The 13,379-nt window shown below is 70.0% G+C and carries 13 protein-coding genes; 4 read left to right on the top strand and 9 right to left on the bottom strand.

Annotation, left to right across the window (positions count from 1 at the left end; translation table 11 throughout):
• Positions 1 to 142 precede the first annotated feature (142 nt).
• Entirely contained in the window at positions 143 to 1,063 is a 921-nt protein-coding gene (locus OG390_RS02490) for a pyridoxamine 5'-phosphate oxidase family protein (protein WP_406164776.1), read from the bottom strand.
• Positions 1,064 to 1,179: 116 nt separating this feature from the next.
• Here OG390_RS02490 and OG390_RS02485 point away from each other — a divergent pair, with 116 nt between their 5' ends.
• Positions 1,180 to 1,854 (top strand): CBS domain-containing protein, encoded by a 675-nt coding sequence (locus OG390_RS02485; RefSeq protein WP_406164775.1) that lies wholly within the window; start codon positions 1,180 to 1,182, stop codon positions 1,852 to 1,854.
• Between the two features lie 89 nt (positions 1,855 to 1,943).
• On the opposite strand, the gene OG390_RS02480 is transcribed toward OG390_RS02485, so the two are convergent.
• The 3 genes from OG390_RS02480 to OG390_RS02470 form a co-directional block, all read right to left on the bottom strand.
• The gene (locus tag OG390_RS02480; protein WP_406164774.1) at positions 1,944 to 2,231 is read right to left on the bottom strand and encodes a DUF1876 domain-containing protein; all 288 of its coding nucleotides are present in this window, start codon (positions 2,229 to 2,231) and stop codon (positions 1,944 to 1,946) included.
• Positions 2,232 to 2,259: 28 nt separating this feature from the next.
• Complete coding sequence (locus tag OG390_RS02475) at positions 2,260 to 2,862, bottom strand: hypothetical protein (RefSeq protein WP_406164773.1); 603 nt, start codon at positions 2,860 to 2,862, stop codon at positions 2,260 to 2,262.
• Positions 2,863 to 3,016: 154 nt separating this feature from the next.
• The gene (locus tag OG390_RS02470) at positions 3,017 to 3,832 is read right to left on the bottom strand and encodes a universal stress protein (protein WP_406164772.1); all 816 of its coding nucleotides are present in this window, start codon (positions 3,830 to 3,832) and stop codon (positions 3,017 to 3,019) included.
• 197 nt (positions 3,833 to 4,029) lie between these two features.
• Here OG390_RS02470 and OG390_RS02465 point away from each other — a divergent pair, with 197 nt between their 5' ends.
• The 3 genes from OG390_RS02465 (at position 4,030) to OG390_RS02455 (ending at position 7,581) form a co-directional block, all read left to right on the top strand.
• Positions 4,030 to 4,899: a universal stress protein gene (locus OG390_RS02465; RefSeq protein WP_406164771.1), complete on the top strand. Its 870-nt coding sequence runs from the start codon at positions 4,030 to 4,032 to the stop codon at positions 4,897 to 4,899.
• Between the two features lie 103 nt (positions 4,900 to 5,002).
• On the top strand, positions 5,003 to 6,478 hold the full coding sequence (locus tag OG390_RS02460; protein WP_406177457.1) for an AAA family ATPase: 1,476 nt from the start codon (positions 5,003 to 5,005) through the stop codon (positions 6,476 to 6,478).
• A 74-nt stretch (positions 6,479 to 6,552) separates the two neighbouring features.
• Positions 6,553 to 7,581 carry an alcohol dehydrogenase catalytic domain-containing protein gene (locus tag OG390_RS02455; RefSeq protein WP_406177455.1) on the top strand — a complete coding sequence of 343 codons (1,029 nt, stop codon included), beginning with the start codon at positions 6,553 to 6,555 and terminating at the stop codon, positions 7,579 to 7,581.
• Between the two features lie 47 nt (positions 7,582 to 7,628).
• Here the strand turns inward: OG390_RS02455 and OG390_RS02450 are convergent, their stop codons facing one another.
• Genes OG390_RS02450 through acsA form a run of 5 tightly spaced genes read right to left on the bottom strand, consistent with a single transcriptional unit; the run spans position 7,629 to position 13,368 of the window.
• Positions 7,629 to 7,913, bottom strand: coding sequence for an acyl carrier protein (locus tag OG390_RS02450; RefSeq protein WP_406164770.1), 285 nt, complete (start codon positions 7,911 to 7,913; stop codon positions 7,629 to 7,631).
• Positions 7,914 to 7,918: 5 nt separating this feature from the next.
• Positions 7,919 to 9,451 (bottom strand): dihydrolipoamide acetyltransferase family protein, encoded by a 1,533-nt coding sequence (locus OG390_RS02445; RefSeq protein WP_406164769.1) that lies wholly within the window; start codon positions 9,449 to 9,451, stop codon positions 7,919 to 7,921.
• Position 9,452: 1 nt separating this feature from the next.
• On the bottom strand, positions 9,453 to 10,526 hold the full coding sequence (locus OG390_RS02440) for an alpha-ketoacid dehydrogenase subunit beta (RefSeq protein ID WP_406164768.1): 1,074 nt from the start codon (positions 10,524 to 10,526) through the stop codon (positions 9,453 to 9,455).
• Positions 10,523 to 11,548, bottom strand: coding sequence for a pyruvate dehydrogenase (acetyl-transferring) E1 component subunit alpha (gene pdhA / locus OG390_RS02435; protein WP_406164767.1), 1,026 nt, complete (start codon positions 11,546 to 11,548; stop codon positions 10,523 to 10,525). Before pdhA ends, OG390_RS02440 begins: the two co-directional genes overlap by 4 nt.
• Positions 11,545 to 13,368 (bottom strand): acetate--CoA ligase, encoded by a 1,824-nt coding sequence (gene acsA, locus OG390_RS02430; RefSeq protein WP_406164766.1) that lies wholly within the window; start codon positions 13,366 to 13,368, stop codon positions 11,545 to 11,547. Before acsA ends, pdhA begins: the two co-directional genes overlap by 4 nt.
• Between the last annotated feature and the right edge of the window lie 11 nt (positions 13,369 to 13,379).

The following is a 13,379-nucleotide window of genomic DNA, read 5'->3' as shown; positions in this document are numbered from 1 at the left end:
CTGATGGACGGCCAGGCACAGCGCATTGAGATCCCCGTCGACGCCGCGCCGCCGGTCAACCGGTCGCTCGCGAGCAGCACCAGTAGCGGAGCCTCCCCTCCAAGGTCGGTCGAGGGGCCGGCCTTCGTCGGCGCATCGGCGTCTACTGAGCGGCCGGAGTGATGCGACGGCCAGTGAGGCTCGTGGGCCGGATCGACACCCACATCTCGCGTTCCCCGCCGGCCCATGGGGTGGTGTGGGCGTGTCGGGTGAGCCTGCGCACGGCGTCGGGCTCGGTCACGACGCTCGCGGGGCCGACGGCGAGCACGCTCCAGCCCTGGCTCAGAGCCTCGTCCACGTGGTCGACCTCGAAGGCGACTTCCCTTTCCACGGCTGCTGCGGCCACCGAGTCAGGCGCGGTTCGGAAGACGATGGCTTCATCGACCACCTCGTAGTTGACGGGGACGACCGCCGGGCGGCCGTCGGACGCCGACACTGCGACGCGCCCGACGCCGTGCGTGGAGAGCAGCGTGCGGCATTCGTCCGGGTCGAGGTCCCGCAGCTGCGGCTGCAGGAGGGCGTGGCCCTGGCCGGGCGGGAGATCCATGCCTCCGCCGAGCAGAGCGGTGGCTGTGGTGCCGAGTGCGTCTGCCAGCCTGATGAGAGCCGCCATCGTGGGGTCGGCGGGCCGTTCCTCCAGGTAAGCCAGGTAGTGGGGGGACATTCGGGCTCGGCGGGCTGTCTCCTCCAGGGTGAGGCCCTGTCTGCGGCGCTCGACGCCCACGCGTCGGCCCATGTCGCCGGGGTTGGGTGTCCCGGTCGGCGAGCCGGCTGCAGGCGCAGGCTCCGCATCACCCGTATACGGCTGTGTCTCATGGGTGGTCCCGGGCTGTCCGTGCTCGAGATGGCGGATGTGCGCGTCGGGCCCGGGGAAGACCAGCGTCACTTCGTCCGTGTCCGACCACCGCACGTCGTAGGGAGGTGTCCCGTCCTCGTGGTGGAGCCCGATGATCTCGCCGTCGCGCTTGGCGCCGTCAGTCATCGGACTTTCGATGACGAGTTGGTCGCCGAGGTGAGCTCGCATGATCGCCGTCCTCTGCTCAGAATGGTGCTGTATCCAACCTGCCACGCGAGACACACCGCCGCATGTGACGCGAGCCCCGTATCCGCGAGGCGGGCGGCCCGTATCCGGGAGGCGACATGCACCACCGAACGGTCGAGGAGCTCATGACCCGGAACGTCGTCCGGGCACGGCCTGACACGCCGTTCAAGGAGCTGGTCAGGCTGCTGGCGGAGAACGACGTCACCGCCGTGCCCGTGGTGGACGATCTGGAGCGCCCCATGGGTGTGGTGTCCGAAGCCGACCTGCTGCGAAAGAGCGCCGACCAGGCCGATCCGTCGGGCAGGGCCCCCGTTCCGCACCTGGAGGCCTGGGAGCGGGCCAAGGCCGAGGGTTCCCGGGCCGAGGAACTGATGTCGGCTCCCGCAGTGTGCGCACGTCCGGAATGGACTGTGGTCGAGGCCGCACGCCTTATGGAGGCCCAGCACGTCAAGCGGCTGCCTGTGGTGGACGAGGCGGACCGGCTCCTGGGCATCGTCAGCCGTGGTGATCTGCTGCGGATCTTCCTGCGCCGTGACGACGCCATCCGCGAGGAGATCACCGGGGAATTGCTGCGGCGCACGATGGGGATCGATCCCTCGGAGGTGAGGGTCGAGGTCCGCGAGGGGCGGGTCGAACTCGGCGGCGCCGTGGAGTTCCGGAGCCTGATCCCCGTCATCGAGCAGCTGTGCCGCGGTGTCGACGGCGTTGTTTCGGTCGCCGGCCACATCGCGTACAGGACGGACGACGCCCGCCGTTCCCCGACCGGCACCTGACGAGGGTTTGCCGGCACGGTTGCGGGGAGCCGCCTCCGAGGTGTCACACGGGATCTGCCGTGGATGATCCTTCTTGAATCCGCCGGGTTTCACATAGGCCATCCGGCGGGCTGAACGGTGCCCGGCTGGCGCGTCTCCACGCCTTGAATGTCGTTTCCGGCGGCGTTCAGCAGCTGGTGGGCGAGGTCGTGCATGGCCCGGCCTGCGGCCAGTTCGTCACCGATCTCCGGCACGTTCGTGTCTGCCGGATTGCAGTGCGCGGTTCCGTGGCCGGTGAGCGCCGTGGTGCCGGTGTCCAGGACCACGTGCGCCTTCGTTGTTCCGTCATCGTCTTCGAAGAGGTGGAGACGAACCTTCCACTCAGCCGTGTGCGACATTGCCTTCCTCCTCACTCCGGCCCGTCAGTCACCGGCGGAAGCGCCCGGACCACAGCGGCTCCACCAGGTCCCATTCAACGTCCCACTGCGCGTACCTTCTCCGATCCAGGGCCAGACACATGGCTGCTCGCGCCGCGTAGAACCCGGCGACCACACAGAGTGCCGTCATACCGCCCACGAACCAGCCGTTGGCCTTCGCGGTGACCGCGTTCATCGGTGCAGCGGTGATGGTTCCGTCGCGGTCCACCCACACCCGCACGGTGGCGCCCTTGGATGTTCCCGGTTCCACGAGGGCGGTTCCCGTCCGCACAACGCCGTTCCGCTCGGTCCAGCGGATCTGCGCCGTTTGCTTGGAACGGTCATCGCCCAGGACGTTGGACGCGAGTCGGGCGGTGACCTCGTGTCGTTCCGCAGCCTGGGCATGCACGGTGCGCATGGATGACTCGTACGCCGTCAGCCCCGCGCTGAGCGCCGCCATCGGCAGTCCGAGGACGAGGAAGAGCATCAGCACGCGGCGGAACCAGGATTCGAACCTGTCGGACGTACGCCTCAGCGGGTTCGCCCCATGCGGCGCGTCCTCTTTGCGCGGCCGGGGGGGACCGGATGCGGACGGCGAACCGGGTGCGCTCATGGTGCGGCCTCCAGCACGTTGCTGGTCCGTTCCCCCCGCCTTGTCCACCATCGAACAGCAGCGGGCTTCGGTCACGGGGCCGAAAGTCCCTGCGGGACCGGCGTTCGGCCCCGAGCGGTCGGCTGTCGACGCGGTCAACCTCAGCAGGCGACGGTCATATCTGCGGCACGACCGCAGTGGGACAAGACGCGTGATGCAGTAGCGCGTGATTGATCAGGCCCAGTTGCAGGCCCCGATGCACAAGTCGCGGGCGGGCGCCGATGACCAGCAGGTCCGCTCCTGACGCCGTTTCCAGCAATGCCTGGCGCGCCGGTGCCTCGATCAGGCGCCGTTCAACCTGGGCGTCGCGGTCCCGCCCCGCGACGCGCAGGGCGTCGTCGAGCACTTGTGCAGGCGGTTGCGGGTGCGCCTCTAGGGGCCACGACGGAGCCTGAGGTGTGCTGAAAGCACCGGACGGGGCGCTCCAGGCGTGCACTGCCACCAGCCGACAGCGCCGCGCCTGGGCCTCGCGGAACGCGAACTCCAGCGCCGTGCCGCTGCTCTTCTCGTCCTCGACGCCGACGACAATGTTCCCGGACCGGGCATCCCGGTGAGCCACTTCGCCGCGGACCACGACGACCGGACAGTCGGCTCGCGCAGCCACGGCGAGGCTGACCGACCCCAGGAGCATGTCGGCGAGATCTCCAAGCCCTCTGGACCCGAGGACCAACGCGAAGGCGTTGCGCCCCTTGTCGATCAGGGCGGAGGCCGCGTCCTCCTGCGACACCTCGCTCGACAGCCGCACCCTGGGGGCGGACTGCCTGGCCCGTTCCGAGGCAGCTCTGATCAGGTCCGACGCTTCGTGACCGCCGGCAGCCGCGTGCAGGATGTGGAGCGGCACTCCATGCCGGACCGCCTCGTCGGCGGCCCAGTCGACCGCCTCGAGACTCGCCTCGGATCCGTCGACGCCGACCACCACGGGAATCGTCACCGCCCCTGTCTCCTCTCGTGCCGGATTCCACGCCTCCGGCCCCTCCTCCACAGGTCCACATGCGTCGCGGAGGGGATCGGGTGATCCTCGAATGAGAGAACGCACCGCGCTCGGCACGGAGGCGATGTTCGGACCATCCACTCGATCGGACTCGTCCACCGTCATTTCCAGCTTCTTATGAGCAGGAGGCCGCCGCCATGCAACCAGCCGTCACCGTGGGCCTCGACGGTTCGCCCGAGAGCCTTGCTGCTGCCCGCTGGGCCGCCGACGAGGCAGAGAAGCGCAAGCTCACCCTGCGCCTGCTGCACGCGTGGCCGCTGCTGGCGCCGGAACCGGCCCGCGTCCCGTCGGAAGTCGATCAGAACTACTGGGCGAAGCGTCTCGTCCACACCGCGCGAGCAGAGCTTCAGGGGCGCCACCCGGACCTGTCCATCGTCGGGAACCTGGTTGCCGACGACGCTCAGAACGCCCTGCTCCAAGCAGCGTCGGAGTCGGAGATGACGGTGCTGGGCTCGCGTGGGCTGGAGCCCGTCGAGAGCTACTTCCTGGGGGACGTCAGCATGCCCGTCGTGGCACGGGCGGAACGGCCGGTGGTGCTGGTCCGCGCCGAACCCCGGGAACAGGGACCGCACCTGACACCCGCGAGCCGTGTGGTCGTGGCCCTGAAACTGCACGGATCCTCCGACGCCCTGCTCGACTTCGCCTTCCATACCGCTGCGGCCAGGGGCATTCCTCTCCTGGCCGTCCACGGCAGAAGCGTGCCGCTCCATGCACGGGTGCCCTGGGGCGTGGACCACGAGGTCACCGGAGAGATGACGCGGGATGCGTACAAGCAGCTGAGCGAGGCGCTCCACCTGTGGCGGGGGAAGTACCCGCGGGTGGACGTGGCCGACAGCGTTCGTCTCGCAAGCCCCGCCAAGGCCGTCGTACAGGCCGCCGAAGGCGCCGCGCTGCTGGTCGTGGGCCGTCGCCGACATCGTCATGGTCTGGCGCCGCACCTGGGTCCCGTGGCGCAGGCCGCCATTCATCACGGGCGCTGCCCCGTCGCCGTCGTCCCTCATGACTGAGTCCGGCGGCCGCGGGACATCGGCGCGGTCGGCGCCTCGGGCCGATGCGTCCGCGCTCCGGACCGGTGCCCGGTACGACGGCGAGCCGCTGCCGCGCGCAGAGGTGTTCGAGACCCACACGGCGATCGTGTTCTTCGCTTGCGACCGCGCCTACAAGGTCAAGAAACCGGTCGATCTGGAGTTCTTGGACTACACATCGGTGGCGGCTCGCCGGACTGCGTGCGAGCGCGAAGTCGCTCTCAACCGCCGCTTCGCCCCCGACGTCTACCTGGGTCTGGGCGAGTTCCGCAGTCCTGACGCGAAGGAGTCCGAACCCGTCGTGGTGATGCGTCGCATGCCGGCGGATCGCCGCCTCTCCCACCTGGTTCGAGAAGGAGCCGCTGTCGACGACGTCCTCCGGACCGTCGCCCGGCACCTCGCCGGCTGGCACGCGGCCGCGCCCCGTGGCCGCGACGTGGACGAACAAGGCACGCGGGACTCGCTGTTGTCGCGTTGGGATGCCGGCTTCGCACAGGTCCGCGCACTGGCCGCCGAAGGCGTCATCCCCGACGGGGTGACCGAGGTCGAGCGGCTGGTTCGCCGCTACCTGGCCGGCCGGAAGCGGCTGTTCGACTCCCGCATAGAGCAGGGACGGGTGATCGACGGCCACGGTGACCTCCTCGCCGAGGACATCTTCTGCCTCGACGACGGCCCTCGCGTCCTGGACTGCCTGGAGTTCGACGACCATCTCCGCTACATCGACGGCCTGGACGACGCCGCCTTCCTCGCCATGGACCTGGAACAGCTCGGCGCCCCGGAGGCCGCGGCATATTTCCTCGGCCAGTACGGCGAGTACTCCGGAGATCCCGCGCCCCCTTCCCTGTGGCACCACTACGTCGCCTACCGCGCGTTCGTCCGCGCCAAGGTCTCCCTGATCCAGGCCCGGCAGGGGGCGCCCGGCGCGGCGGCGGCAGCGCGGCGGCTGGCCTCGATGGCGCTGCGCCACCTGCGCACCTCCGCCGTCTCGCTGACCCTCGTCGGCGGACTGCCTGGCAGTGGTAAGTCCACCGTTTCCGGAGCACTGGCTGACCGGCTGGGAGTCACCCTGCTCAGCAGCGACCGGCTCCGCAAGGAGCTTGCCGGTATCCCCGCGGAACAGTCCGCTGCGGCCGGCTACGGCGACGGCCTGTACACATCGGAGTGGACGGCCAAGACCTATGCCGCCCTGCTCGATCGTGCAGCCGCCCTGATGTCTTCCGGCGAGCCCGTCGTTCTGGATGCCACCTGGTCAGATGCGGGACAGCGTGAGGCGGCACTGCGCGTGGCCGAACACACCAGCGCCGACCTGGTGGCCCTGCACTGCCACGTGCCGGACTCCGTGTCGGCGGCCCGCCTGACCACGCGCGCCGCCGGCACATCCGATGCCGGCCCCGACATCGCCGCCGCCATGGCGGCCAGGGAATCGCCCTGGCCCGAAGCCGTCACGGTCGACACCAGCGGCCCATTGGAATCCGCGGTCGCCCAGGCGCTGACAGCCGTGCGCCCATGGGGCGCCGGTCAGGCCCCTGTCTTCCGGCGCCCCTACATGGAGCCGGACTGAGCTGCACGGGTGGCCGTGTGCCCGGGTGCACAGTGGGGTGACCGTGGAGGCGGGAGAGCGAGGGAGTGAGTACCGTGCGAGCGCTCGTCTATCACTGCCGGCAACAGACCTCCTGGGACACCGTCGCGGACCCTGCGATCGAGGAGGCGACCGACGCGATCGTGCGCGTCGACGCCACGACCGTCTGCGGCAGTGATCTGCACATCCTGCGGGGAGACCTCCCTGAGGTGAAGCCGGGGACGGTCCTCGGCCACGAGGCCGTGGGCGAGGTCGTGGAGGTTGGTGGGGAGGTCCATTACCTGCGCCCCGGGGACCAGGTGATCGTGTCGTCCGTATCGGCCTGCGGCCACTGCAGGGCTTGCCGTGACGCCATGTACGGGCAGTGCCACGGGGGCGGCGGATGGATCCTGGGGAGTCTGATCAACGGTACCCAGGCCGAATTGGTACGGGTGCCCTTCGCCGATCACTCCCTCACTCCACGCCCCACCGACCTCCCGTTCGACGACGCGGTGCTGCTCGCCGAACTCCTCCCGACCGCCTACGAGGTCGGCGTGCGGAACGGACATGTGAGCCCGGGAGACACGGTCGTCGTGGTGGGCGCGGGTCCCGTCGGTCTCGCCGTCGTAGTCGTTGCGCGGCTCTACTCACCCCGCAGGATCATCGTGGTGGACCTGGCCGGCGCCCGGCTGGAGACCGCCCTCCGCGTGGGGGCGGATCTCGCCGAATCGCCGGGGAAGATGATCGCCGACCTGTCCGATGGGCCGGGTGCCGACGTGGTCGTCGAAGCGTCAGGGGATCCGGACGGCTTCGTACTGTGTACGCGCGCTGTCCGAAGCGGAGGGCACATCGCCAACATCGGCGCGCACGGCAGACCGGCGACGCTGCATCTCGAGTCCCTGTGGCGTAAGAACGTGACGATCAGCACCGGTCAGGTGGACACGTCCTCCACGCCGTGGCTGCTCGACCTGATGAGGTTCGGGCGCCTGCCCGTCTCTCCGCTCGTCACCCACACCTTCGGTCTGGACCGGATGGAAGACGCCTACGAGGTGTTCGCACGCGGCAATACCACGGGAGCCCTCAAGGTCGTGCTGCACCGTGAGTGAACTCTCCCGATCGGCAGGAGCCCGACGGGGCTGCCCGATGCCAGGGTTCACGTTGCCGGGCTGGTCCTGTCCTTCGGCTCCGTCGACCTGTCGACCAGGAACCGTGCAGTGTCGGACAGCGTGGTCAGCTCGGGGTAGTCCTCCTCGTCGATACGGATTCCTGTGCGCTCGGAGAGCAGTTCCACCAGGCTGAGGAAGTCGAGCGAATCGAGTTCGAGCACGTCACGGAACTTGTCGTCCGCTTCGACCAGTGTGAAGTCCGCGTCGGGGATGATCCGGGTGATCGACTCCTTGACCACCGACAGGGCTTCCGCGTCGGTAAGGGGCTTCATCTGACTCACAACTCCTCCGGTCTCTGCAGCAGTCGGTCGACCACCGTCAGGTAGCGCGCCCCTACAGCACCGTCCGTGGCCCGGTGGTCGGCTGCCAGGGTCGCGGTCACCACCGGACGCACACCGAGCATGCCGCCAGCGGCCCAGGGCCGCTCGACGACCGCGCCGAAGCCGACCAGGGCCACCTGAGGCGGATGGATGACACCGAACACGGTCTCCACGCCCTGGTCGCCCAGATTGGTGACGGTCAGGGTGGCGCCGGACATCTCACTGCCGCGCAACCGTCCCCGGCGGGCGCGCTGGACCAGGTCTTTGAGGCCGGCCATGAGGGCGTCGGGTGACAGTGTGTCGGCGCCGTGGATGACCGGCGCGAGCAGTCCGCCCTGCCGAAGCGACACCGCGACACCCAGGTTGACCGCGGGGCCGGGGACGAATCCGTCGTTCTGCCAGTAGCCGTTGAGGCTCGGCACCTCATGTGCTGCTGCGGCTGCGGCCTTCAACAGGAGGGCCGCGGGAAGGAGGCGGTCGGTGGGCGGACGGCCACGGTTGAACCGCCGCAGCCAGTCCTCGGCCGCCGTGAGGTCGATCGTGGTCGACAGGTAGTAGTGAGGGATCTCCCGCTTGGAGCGGCTCATGAGGTCCGCGATGGCACGGCGCATGGCATCCGTGCGGCTGTCGGCCGGCACGGCCACGTGCCCATGATGCTCGCCGTCCCGCCGGCGCTCAGGCGCCCGCTCCGGTTCGTGCCGTCCGGTGCGTGCGCGCGTGGCCGTGTGTACGTCGGCGGCGCGCACGGCTCCGTCGTCCCCGGTGCCCCTGACCGTTGTCAGGTCGATGCCGAGGTCCCGGGCGAGCCGCCGGGCGTACGGGGTGGCCCGCACTCTTGGCACAGGGGTGGGCGCGGCGCGCTCCACGTCGGCACGGGTGATCCGTCCGCCGCGTCCGGTGCCGTGCACGGCGGTCAGATCGATGCCCCGCCGCAGCGCGAGGTGCCGTACCAGCGGTCCCGCCCCGATGGCTGATGCGGCCTCGGCATCCAGCGTCGGCGGTAGTTGTGTGGAGCTGTCCGATGTGCGCATGGGCTGCCTGGCAGGCTTGGTCCTGGACCCCGTGCCTACAGGCTTCTGGTCGGGCCTCGGCTCGCGGAGCACCGTCCGCCGAGGTTGCGGGTGTTCGGGCTGTGCGGCCGGCTCCTGCTCCGCCTCCGCGTGCGCGGGGACGCGGATTGTCGACCGCGGCACAGCCTCGGCGGTCACTGAGGCGACCGGCTCCGCGCCGGCCCTCAACGGCTCTTCAGGCGCGGCCTCGCCTTCGATCACCGCGAGTGGTGTCCCCACTGGCACTCGGGTCCCCGGCTGGACGAGCACTCGTCCCACGGTGCCGGACTCGAAGCACTCGACCTCGATGGCTGCCTTGTCGGTTTCCACGACGGCGACCACGTCCCCCTTGTGTACCAGGTCCCCTGGACCCACGAGCCACTCCTGCAGCAGGCCCTCGTCCATGTCCGCGCCGAGCGAGGGCATGGTGAACTCGGCCATCTCAGCTCGACCTCCCGGCGACCGCACCTGGTTCGTGCGCGCTGGTCGGCACGGGCTCGCCGAGCGCCCGGCGTGCGGCCGTGACGATTGCGGCGGGCTGCGGCAGCGCAGCCTCCTCCAGTCGGCGCGCGTAGGGTATGGGGACTTCGGCGCTGCACACCCGTTCGATGGGAGCGTCGAGGTCGTAGAAGTGCTGTTCGGTGAGGCGCGCGGAGATCTCCGCGGCGAGACTGCCGGTGCGCCACCCTTCGTCGACGACGACGGCGCGGTGCGTGCGCGCGACCGAGTCGCCGATGGTGGCGTCGTCCAGGGGACGCAGGGTGCGCAGGTCCACGACCTCCGCGCTGATGCCGACGCTCGCCAGGTCTTCGGCGGCGGCCAGCGCCTTGGGCAGCGAGCCGCCGTAGGTGATCAACGAGACGTCCGTGCCGGGTCGGCGAATGGCGGCGTGGTCGATGTCGACCGGGCCCGTCTCGCTGGGCAGCCTGCCGGAGGCGTTGTACAGGGTGCCGTGCTCGAAGATCAGCACGGGGTCGGGGTCGGCCAGTGCTGGGGCGAGCATGTGGCGAGCGTCCGTGATGGTCGCCGGGGCAAGCACGCGCAGGCCCGGGATGTGCGCATACCAGCCCTCCAGGCTGTGCGAGTGCTGGGCGGCCAGCTGCCGTCCGGCGCCCGTGGTCATCCGGATGACGATCGGGACGGGCAGCTGGCCGCCCGACATGTGCAGCAAGGTCGCTGCGTTGTTGAGGATCTGGTCCAGGGCCAGCAGGCTGAAGTTGACCGTCATGATCTCGACGATCGGCCGCAGGCCCGCCAGGGCCGCGCCGATACCGGCGCCGACGAAGGCGGACTCCGACAGCGGGGCGTCGCGGATCCGTTCGGGCCCGAACTCCTCCAGCAGGCCGAGGCTGACGCCGAAGCAGCCGCCATACCGGCCCACGTCCTCACCCATCAGGAACACTCGCTCGTCGGTGCGCAGGGCCTCGCGCAGGGCCTCGCGCATCGCCTCCCTATAGGTCGTCTTCTGGTCGCAGGACGTGGCGGGCCCGGCGGTACGGGTGTGGGTCGTGGTCATGGTCGGCTCGCTTCCACCGGGCTGGTGACGTACTTCAGCAGATCCTCGACGGGCTCTTCGGGAGCCCGCTCGGCGGCCTCGACGGCGCCGTCCATCTCGGCCGACAGACGGTCCTCCAGGGCGGTGCGGGCTTTGTCGGTCAGCTCCTTCGCTTCCCGCATCCGCCGGGCGAGGCCTTCGACCGGGTCGCGCTCCTTCCAGTGTTCGATCTCGGTCTTGTCCCGGTAACGGTCGGAGTCGTACATGGAGTGGGCGCGGAAGCGGTAGGTGCGCATCTCCAGGAAATGCGGTCCGGTTCCGGCATGCACCCCTTCGGCCGCCCGCCGGGCGGCGTCCTCGACGGCGAAGACGTCCATGCCGTCGACGGCCCAGGAGACCATGCCGTACGCGGCGGCACGCAGTGCGAGGTCGGTCTGGGCCTGGTGACGGGCCAGGGCCGTGCCCATCGCGTACAGGTTGTTCTCGCAGACCAGCAGCAGGGGCAGTCCCCAGAGAGCGGCGAGGTTGGCGGTCTCGTGGAACTCTCCCTCGGCGAAGGCGCCGTCGCCGAAGAAACAGCAGGTGACCCGGTTGTGACCGGTCATGCGGTCGGCGAGGGCGAGGCCGGCCGCGAGAGGGAGCCCGCCGGCGACGATCGCGTTGCCGCCGTAGAAGCGGCGGCCGGCATCGAAGAGGTGCATGGAGCCGCCGCGGCCACGGCTGCAGCCGGTGGCCTTGCCGAACATCTCCGCCATGATCGCCTCGGCCGGGACCCCGCGGGCGAGTGCATGGCCGTGTTCGCGGTACGTCGACACGACCGCGTCGTCGTCCGTGAGGGCCTCGTTGACGCCGACGGCCACGGCTTCCTCGCCGATGTAGAGGTGCATGAAACCGCGGATGCGGGCCGCGCTGTACAGCTCCACGCAGCGTTCCTCGAACCGGCGGACGCGCAGCATCGACTCCAGCAGGGCCAGACGGTGCGCGGCCTGACGGTTTGACCGGGCTGCGGGCCGGGGTTTGCGTGGAGCGCGGGTGGTGCTCATGTGGACGCCTCCGTCGTGTCCTGGGAGGAGCCGACCTGTTCCAGGGTGGAGATGTCGCCCTCGGGCAGGCCGAGTTCACGTGCTCGCAGCAGGCGGCGCATGACCTTTCCACTGCGGGTGTGGGGCAGGTGCTGGTCGAAGGCGATCTCGCGGGGTGCCACGGCCGGGCCGAGCCGGCGCCTGGCGAAGGCCACCAGTTCCTGCCGGGTTTGAGCAGTTGCGTCGAAGCCTGGCCGCAGCGTGACGAACGCCTTGACGATGTTCCCGGCGACGGGATCGGGCCGGCCGATCACCCCGGCCTCGGCGACCGCCGGGTGCTCCATCAGGGCGCTCTCGACCTCGAACGGCCCGATGAGGTGTCCCGCCGACTTGATGACGTCATCGGCGCGCCCGACGAACCAGTACCAGCCGTCCGCGTCGCGTCGTACCAGATCGCCGGTGAGGTACCAGCCGTCCGCGAAGGCCGCCGCGGTGCGTGGCTCGTCGTGCAGATAGCCGCGGAACATGGACGGCCAGCCGGGCCGGAGCGCCAATTCGCCCTCCACGCCTGGCTCCTCCAGTACGGTCACGTGGCCCTCGGTCCTCTTTGCCCGGCCGTCCTCGCCGCGCCGCAACACCGCCGCCTCCACGCCGGGGAGCGGACGCCCCATCGACCCTGGGCGGATCTCACAGGCGGCGAAGTTCGCGATCATGATGGCGCCGGTCTCGGTCTGCCACCAGTTGTCGTGCACCGGTAGCCCGAGGACGTCCTTTCCCCAGACCACGGCCTCCGGATTGAGCGGCTCACCGACGGATGCGAGGAACCGCAGTGCGCTGAGGTCGAACGAGCGGGGCAGATCGTACGGCCCTGAGCGCGGCGTCGTCCGCATCAGCATCCGCAGCGCCGTCGGCGCCGTGTACCAGACACTGACCCGCTGCTCGGCGAGGATCCGGTACCAGCGGCGGGCGTCGTAGTCGCCTTCGTCCACCACGACTGTGACCCCGTGCATGAGCGGCGCGACGATGCCGTATGACATGCCGGTGACCCAGCCCGGATCGGCCGTGCACCAGAACACGTCGTCCTCGTGGAGATCCAGGGCGTACAGCGCGGTCGCGAAGTGGGCGACGGCCGCCTCGTGCACGTGCACGGCGCCTTTGGGGGTGCCCGTGGTGCCGCTCGTGAAGTGCAGCAGGGCCATGTCGTGCGGCGAGGTCGGCGGAATGATGAAGGTGTCGGCCGCCTCGGCCATCAGCGCGGCGAAGGAAACCGTGCCGGGCAGCTCGTCCGCGCCTTCGCCGACGATCAGCACGTGGCGCACGGTGGCAAGCCTCTCGCGTTGCCCGGCGACCTTCCTGCGGTACAGCTCCGCCGTGGTGACCAGTACCTGCGTGTCGCTCAGTGTCAGGCGCATGGCGACCGGGTCCGGTCCGAAGGCGGAGAACAGGGGGCACAGGACGCTGGTGTTCTTGAGCGTGCCGAGGACCACGGTGTACAGCTCGGGGCACCGGCCCAACAGCGTCGCCACCCGGTCGCCGTGACCGATTCCGAGGATCCGGAGCACGTTGGCGAACCGTGCCGTGTTACGGGCCAGCTCCCCGTACGTCACACAGGTCACGGAGTCGTCCCGCCCGACACAGCGCAGCGCGACTGCCGCAGCATGGTCCGAAGCCGCGTGCCGGTCCACAGCCTCGTGCGCGATGTTCAGTCCCCGTCCACCGGGGAGCCCCTGCAGCGCGGCGCGCGCCTCCGACCAGGTGAAGCCCGCACACACCTTCTCGTAGTCGCTCAGATTCGGCTCGACGCGAGGCGCTGTGTCCTTTTGGATCGTTTCCCACCGCATGGCAGCCACCT

The organism is Streptomyces sp. NBC_00996 (genome assembly GCF_045162675.1).
Taxonomy (GTDB): domain Bacteria; phylum Actinomycetota; class Actinomycetes; order Streptomycetales; family Streptomycetaceae; genus Streptomyces.
The sequence above is the reverse complement of the archived record's forward strand: the minus strand, read 5'-3'. Positions and strand labels throughout refer to the sequence as shown.

Bases quoted from the DNA above. Each gene is read 5' to 3' on its own strand.
- OG390_RS02490 (WP_406164776.1), bottom strand. From the start codon at position 1,063: ATGCGAGCTCACCTCGGCGACCAACTCGTCATCGAAAGTCCGATGACT.
- OG390_RS02485 (WP_406164775.1), top strand. From the start codon at position 1,180: ATGCACCACCGAACGGTCGAGGAGCTCATGACCCGGAACGTCGTCCGG.
- OG390_RS02480 (WP_406164774.1), bottom strand. From the start codon at position 2,231: ATGTCGCACACGGCTGAGTGGAAGGTTCGTCTCCACCTCTTCGAAGAC.
- OG390_RS02475 (WP_406164773.1), bottom strand. From the start codon at position 2,862: ATGAGCGCACCCGGTTCGCCGTCCGCATCCGGTCCCCCCCGGCCGCGC.
- OG390_RS02465 (WP_406164771.1), top strand. From the start codon at position 4,030: ATGCAACCAGCCGTCACCGTGGGCCTCGACGGTTCGCCCGAGAGCCTT.
- OG390_RS02450 (WP_406164770.1), bottom strand. From the start codon at position 7,913: ATGAAGCCCCTTACCGACGCGGAAGCCCTGTCGGTGGTCAAGGAGTCG.
- OG390_RS02445 (WP_406164769.1), bottom strand. From the start codon at position 9,451: ATGGCCGAGTTCACCATGCCCTCGCTCGGCGCGGACATGGACGAGGGC.
- OG390_RS02440 (WP_406164768.1), bottom strand. From the start codon at position 10,526: ATGACCACGACCCACACCCGTACCGCCGGGCCCGCCACGTCCTGCGAC.
- pdhA (WP_406164767.1), bottom strand. From the start codon at position 11,548: ATGAGCACCACCCGCGCTCCACGCAAACCCCGGCCCGCAGCCCGGTCA.
- acsA (WP_406164766.1), bottom strand. From the start codon at position 13,368: ATGCGGTGGGAAACGATCCAAAAGGACACAGCGCCTCGCGTCGAGCCG.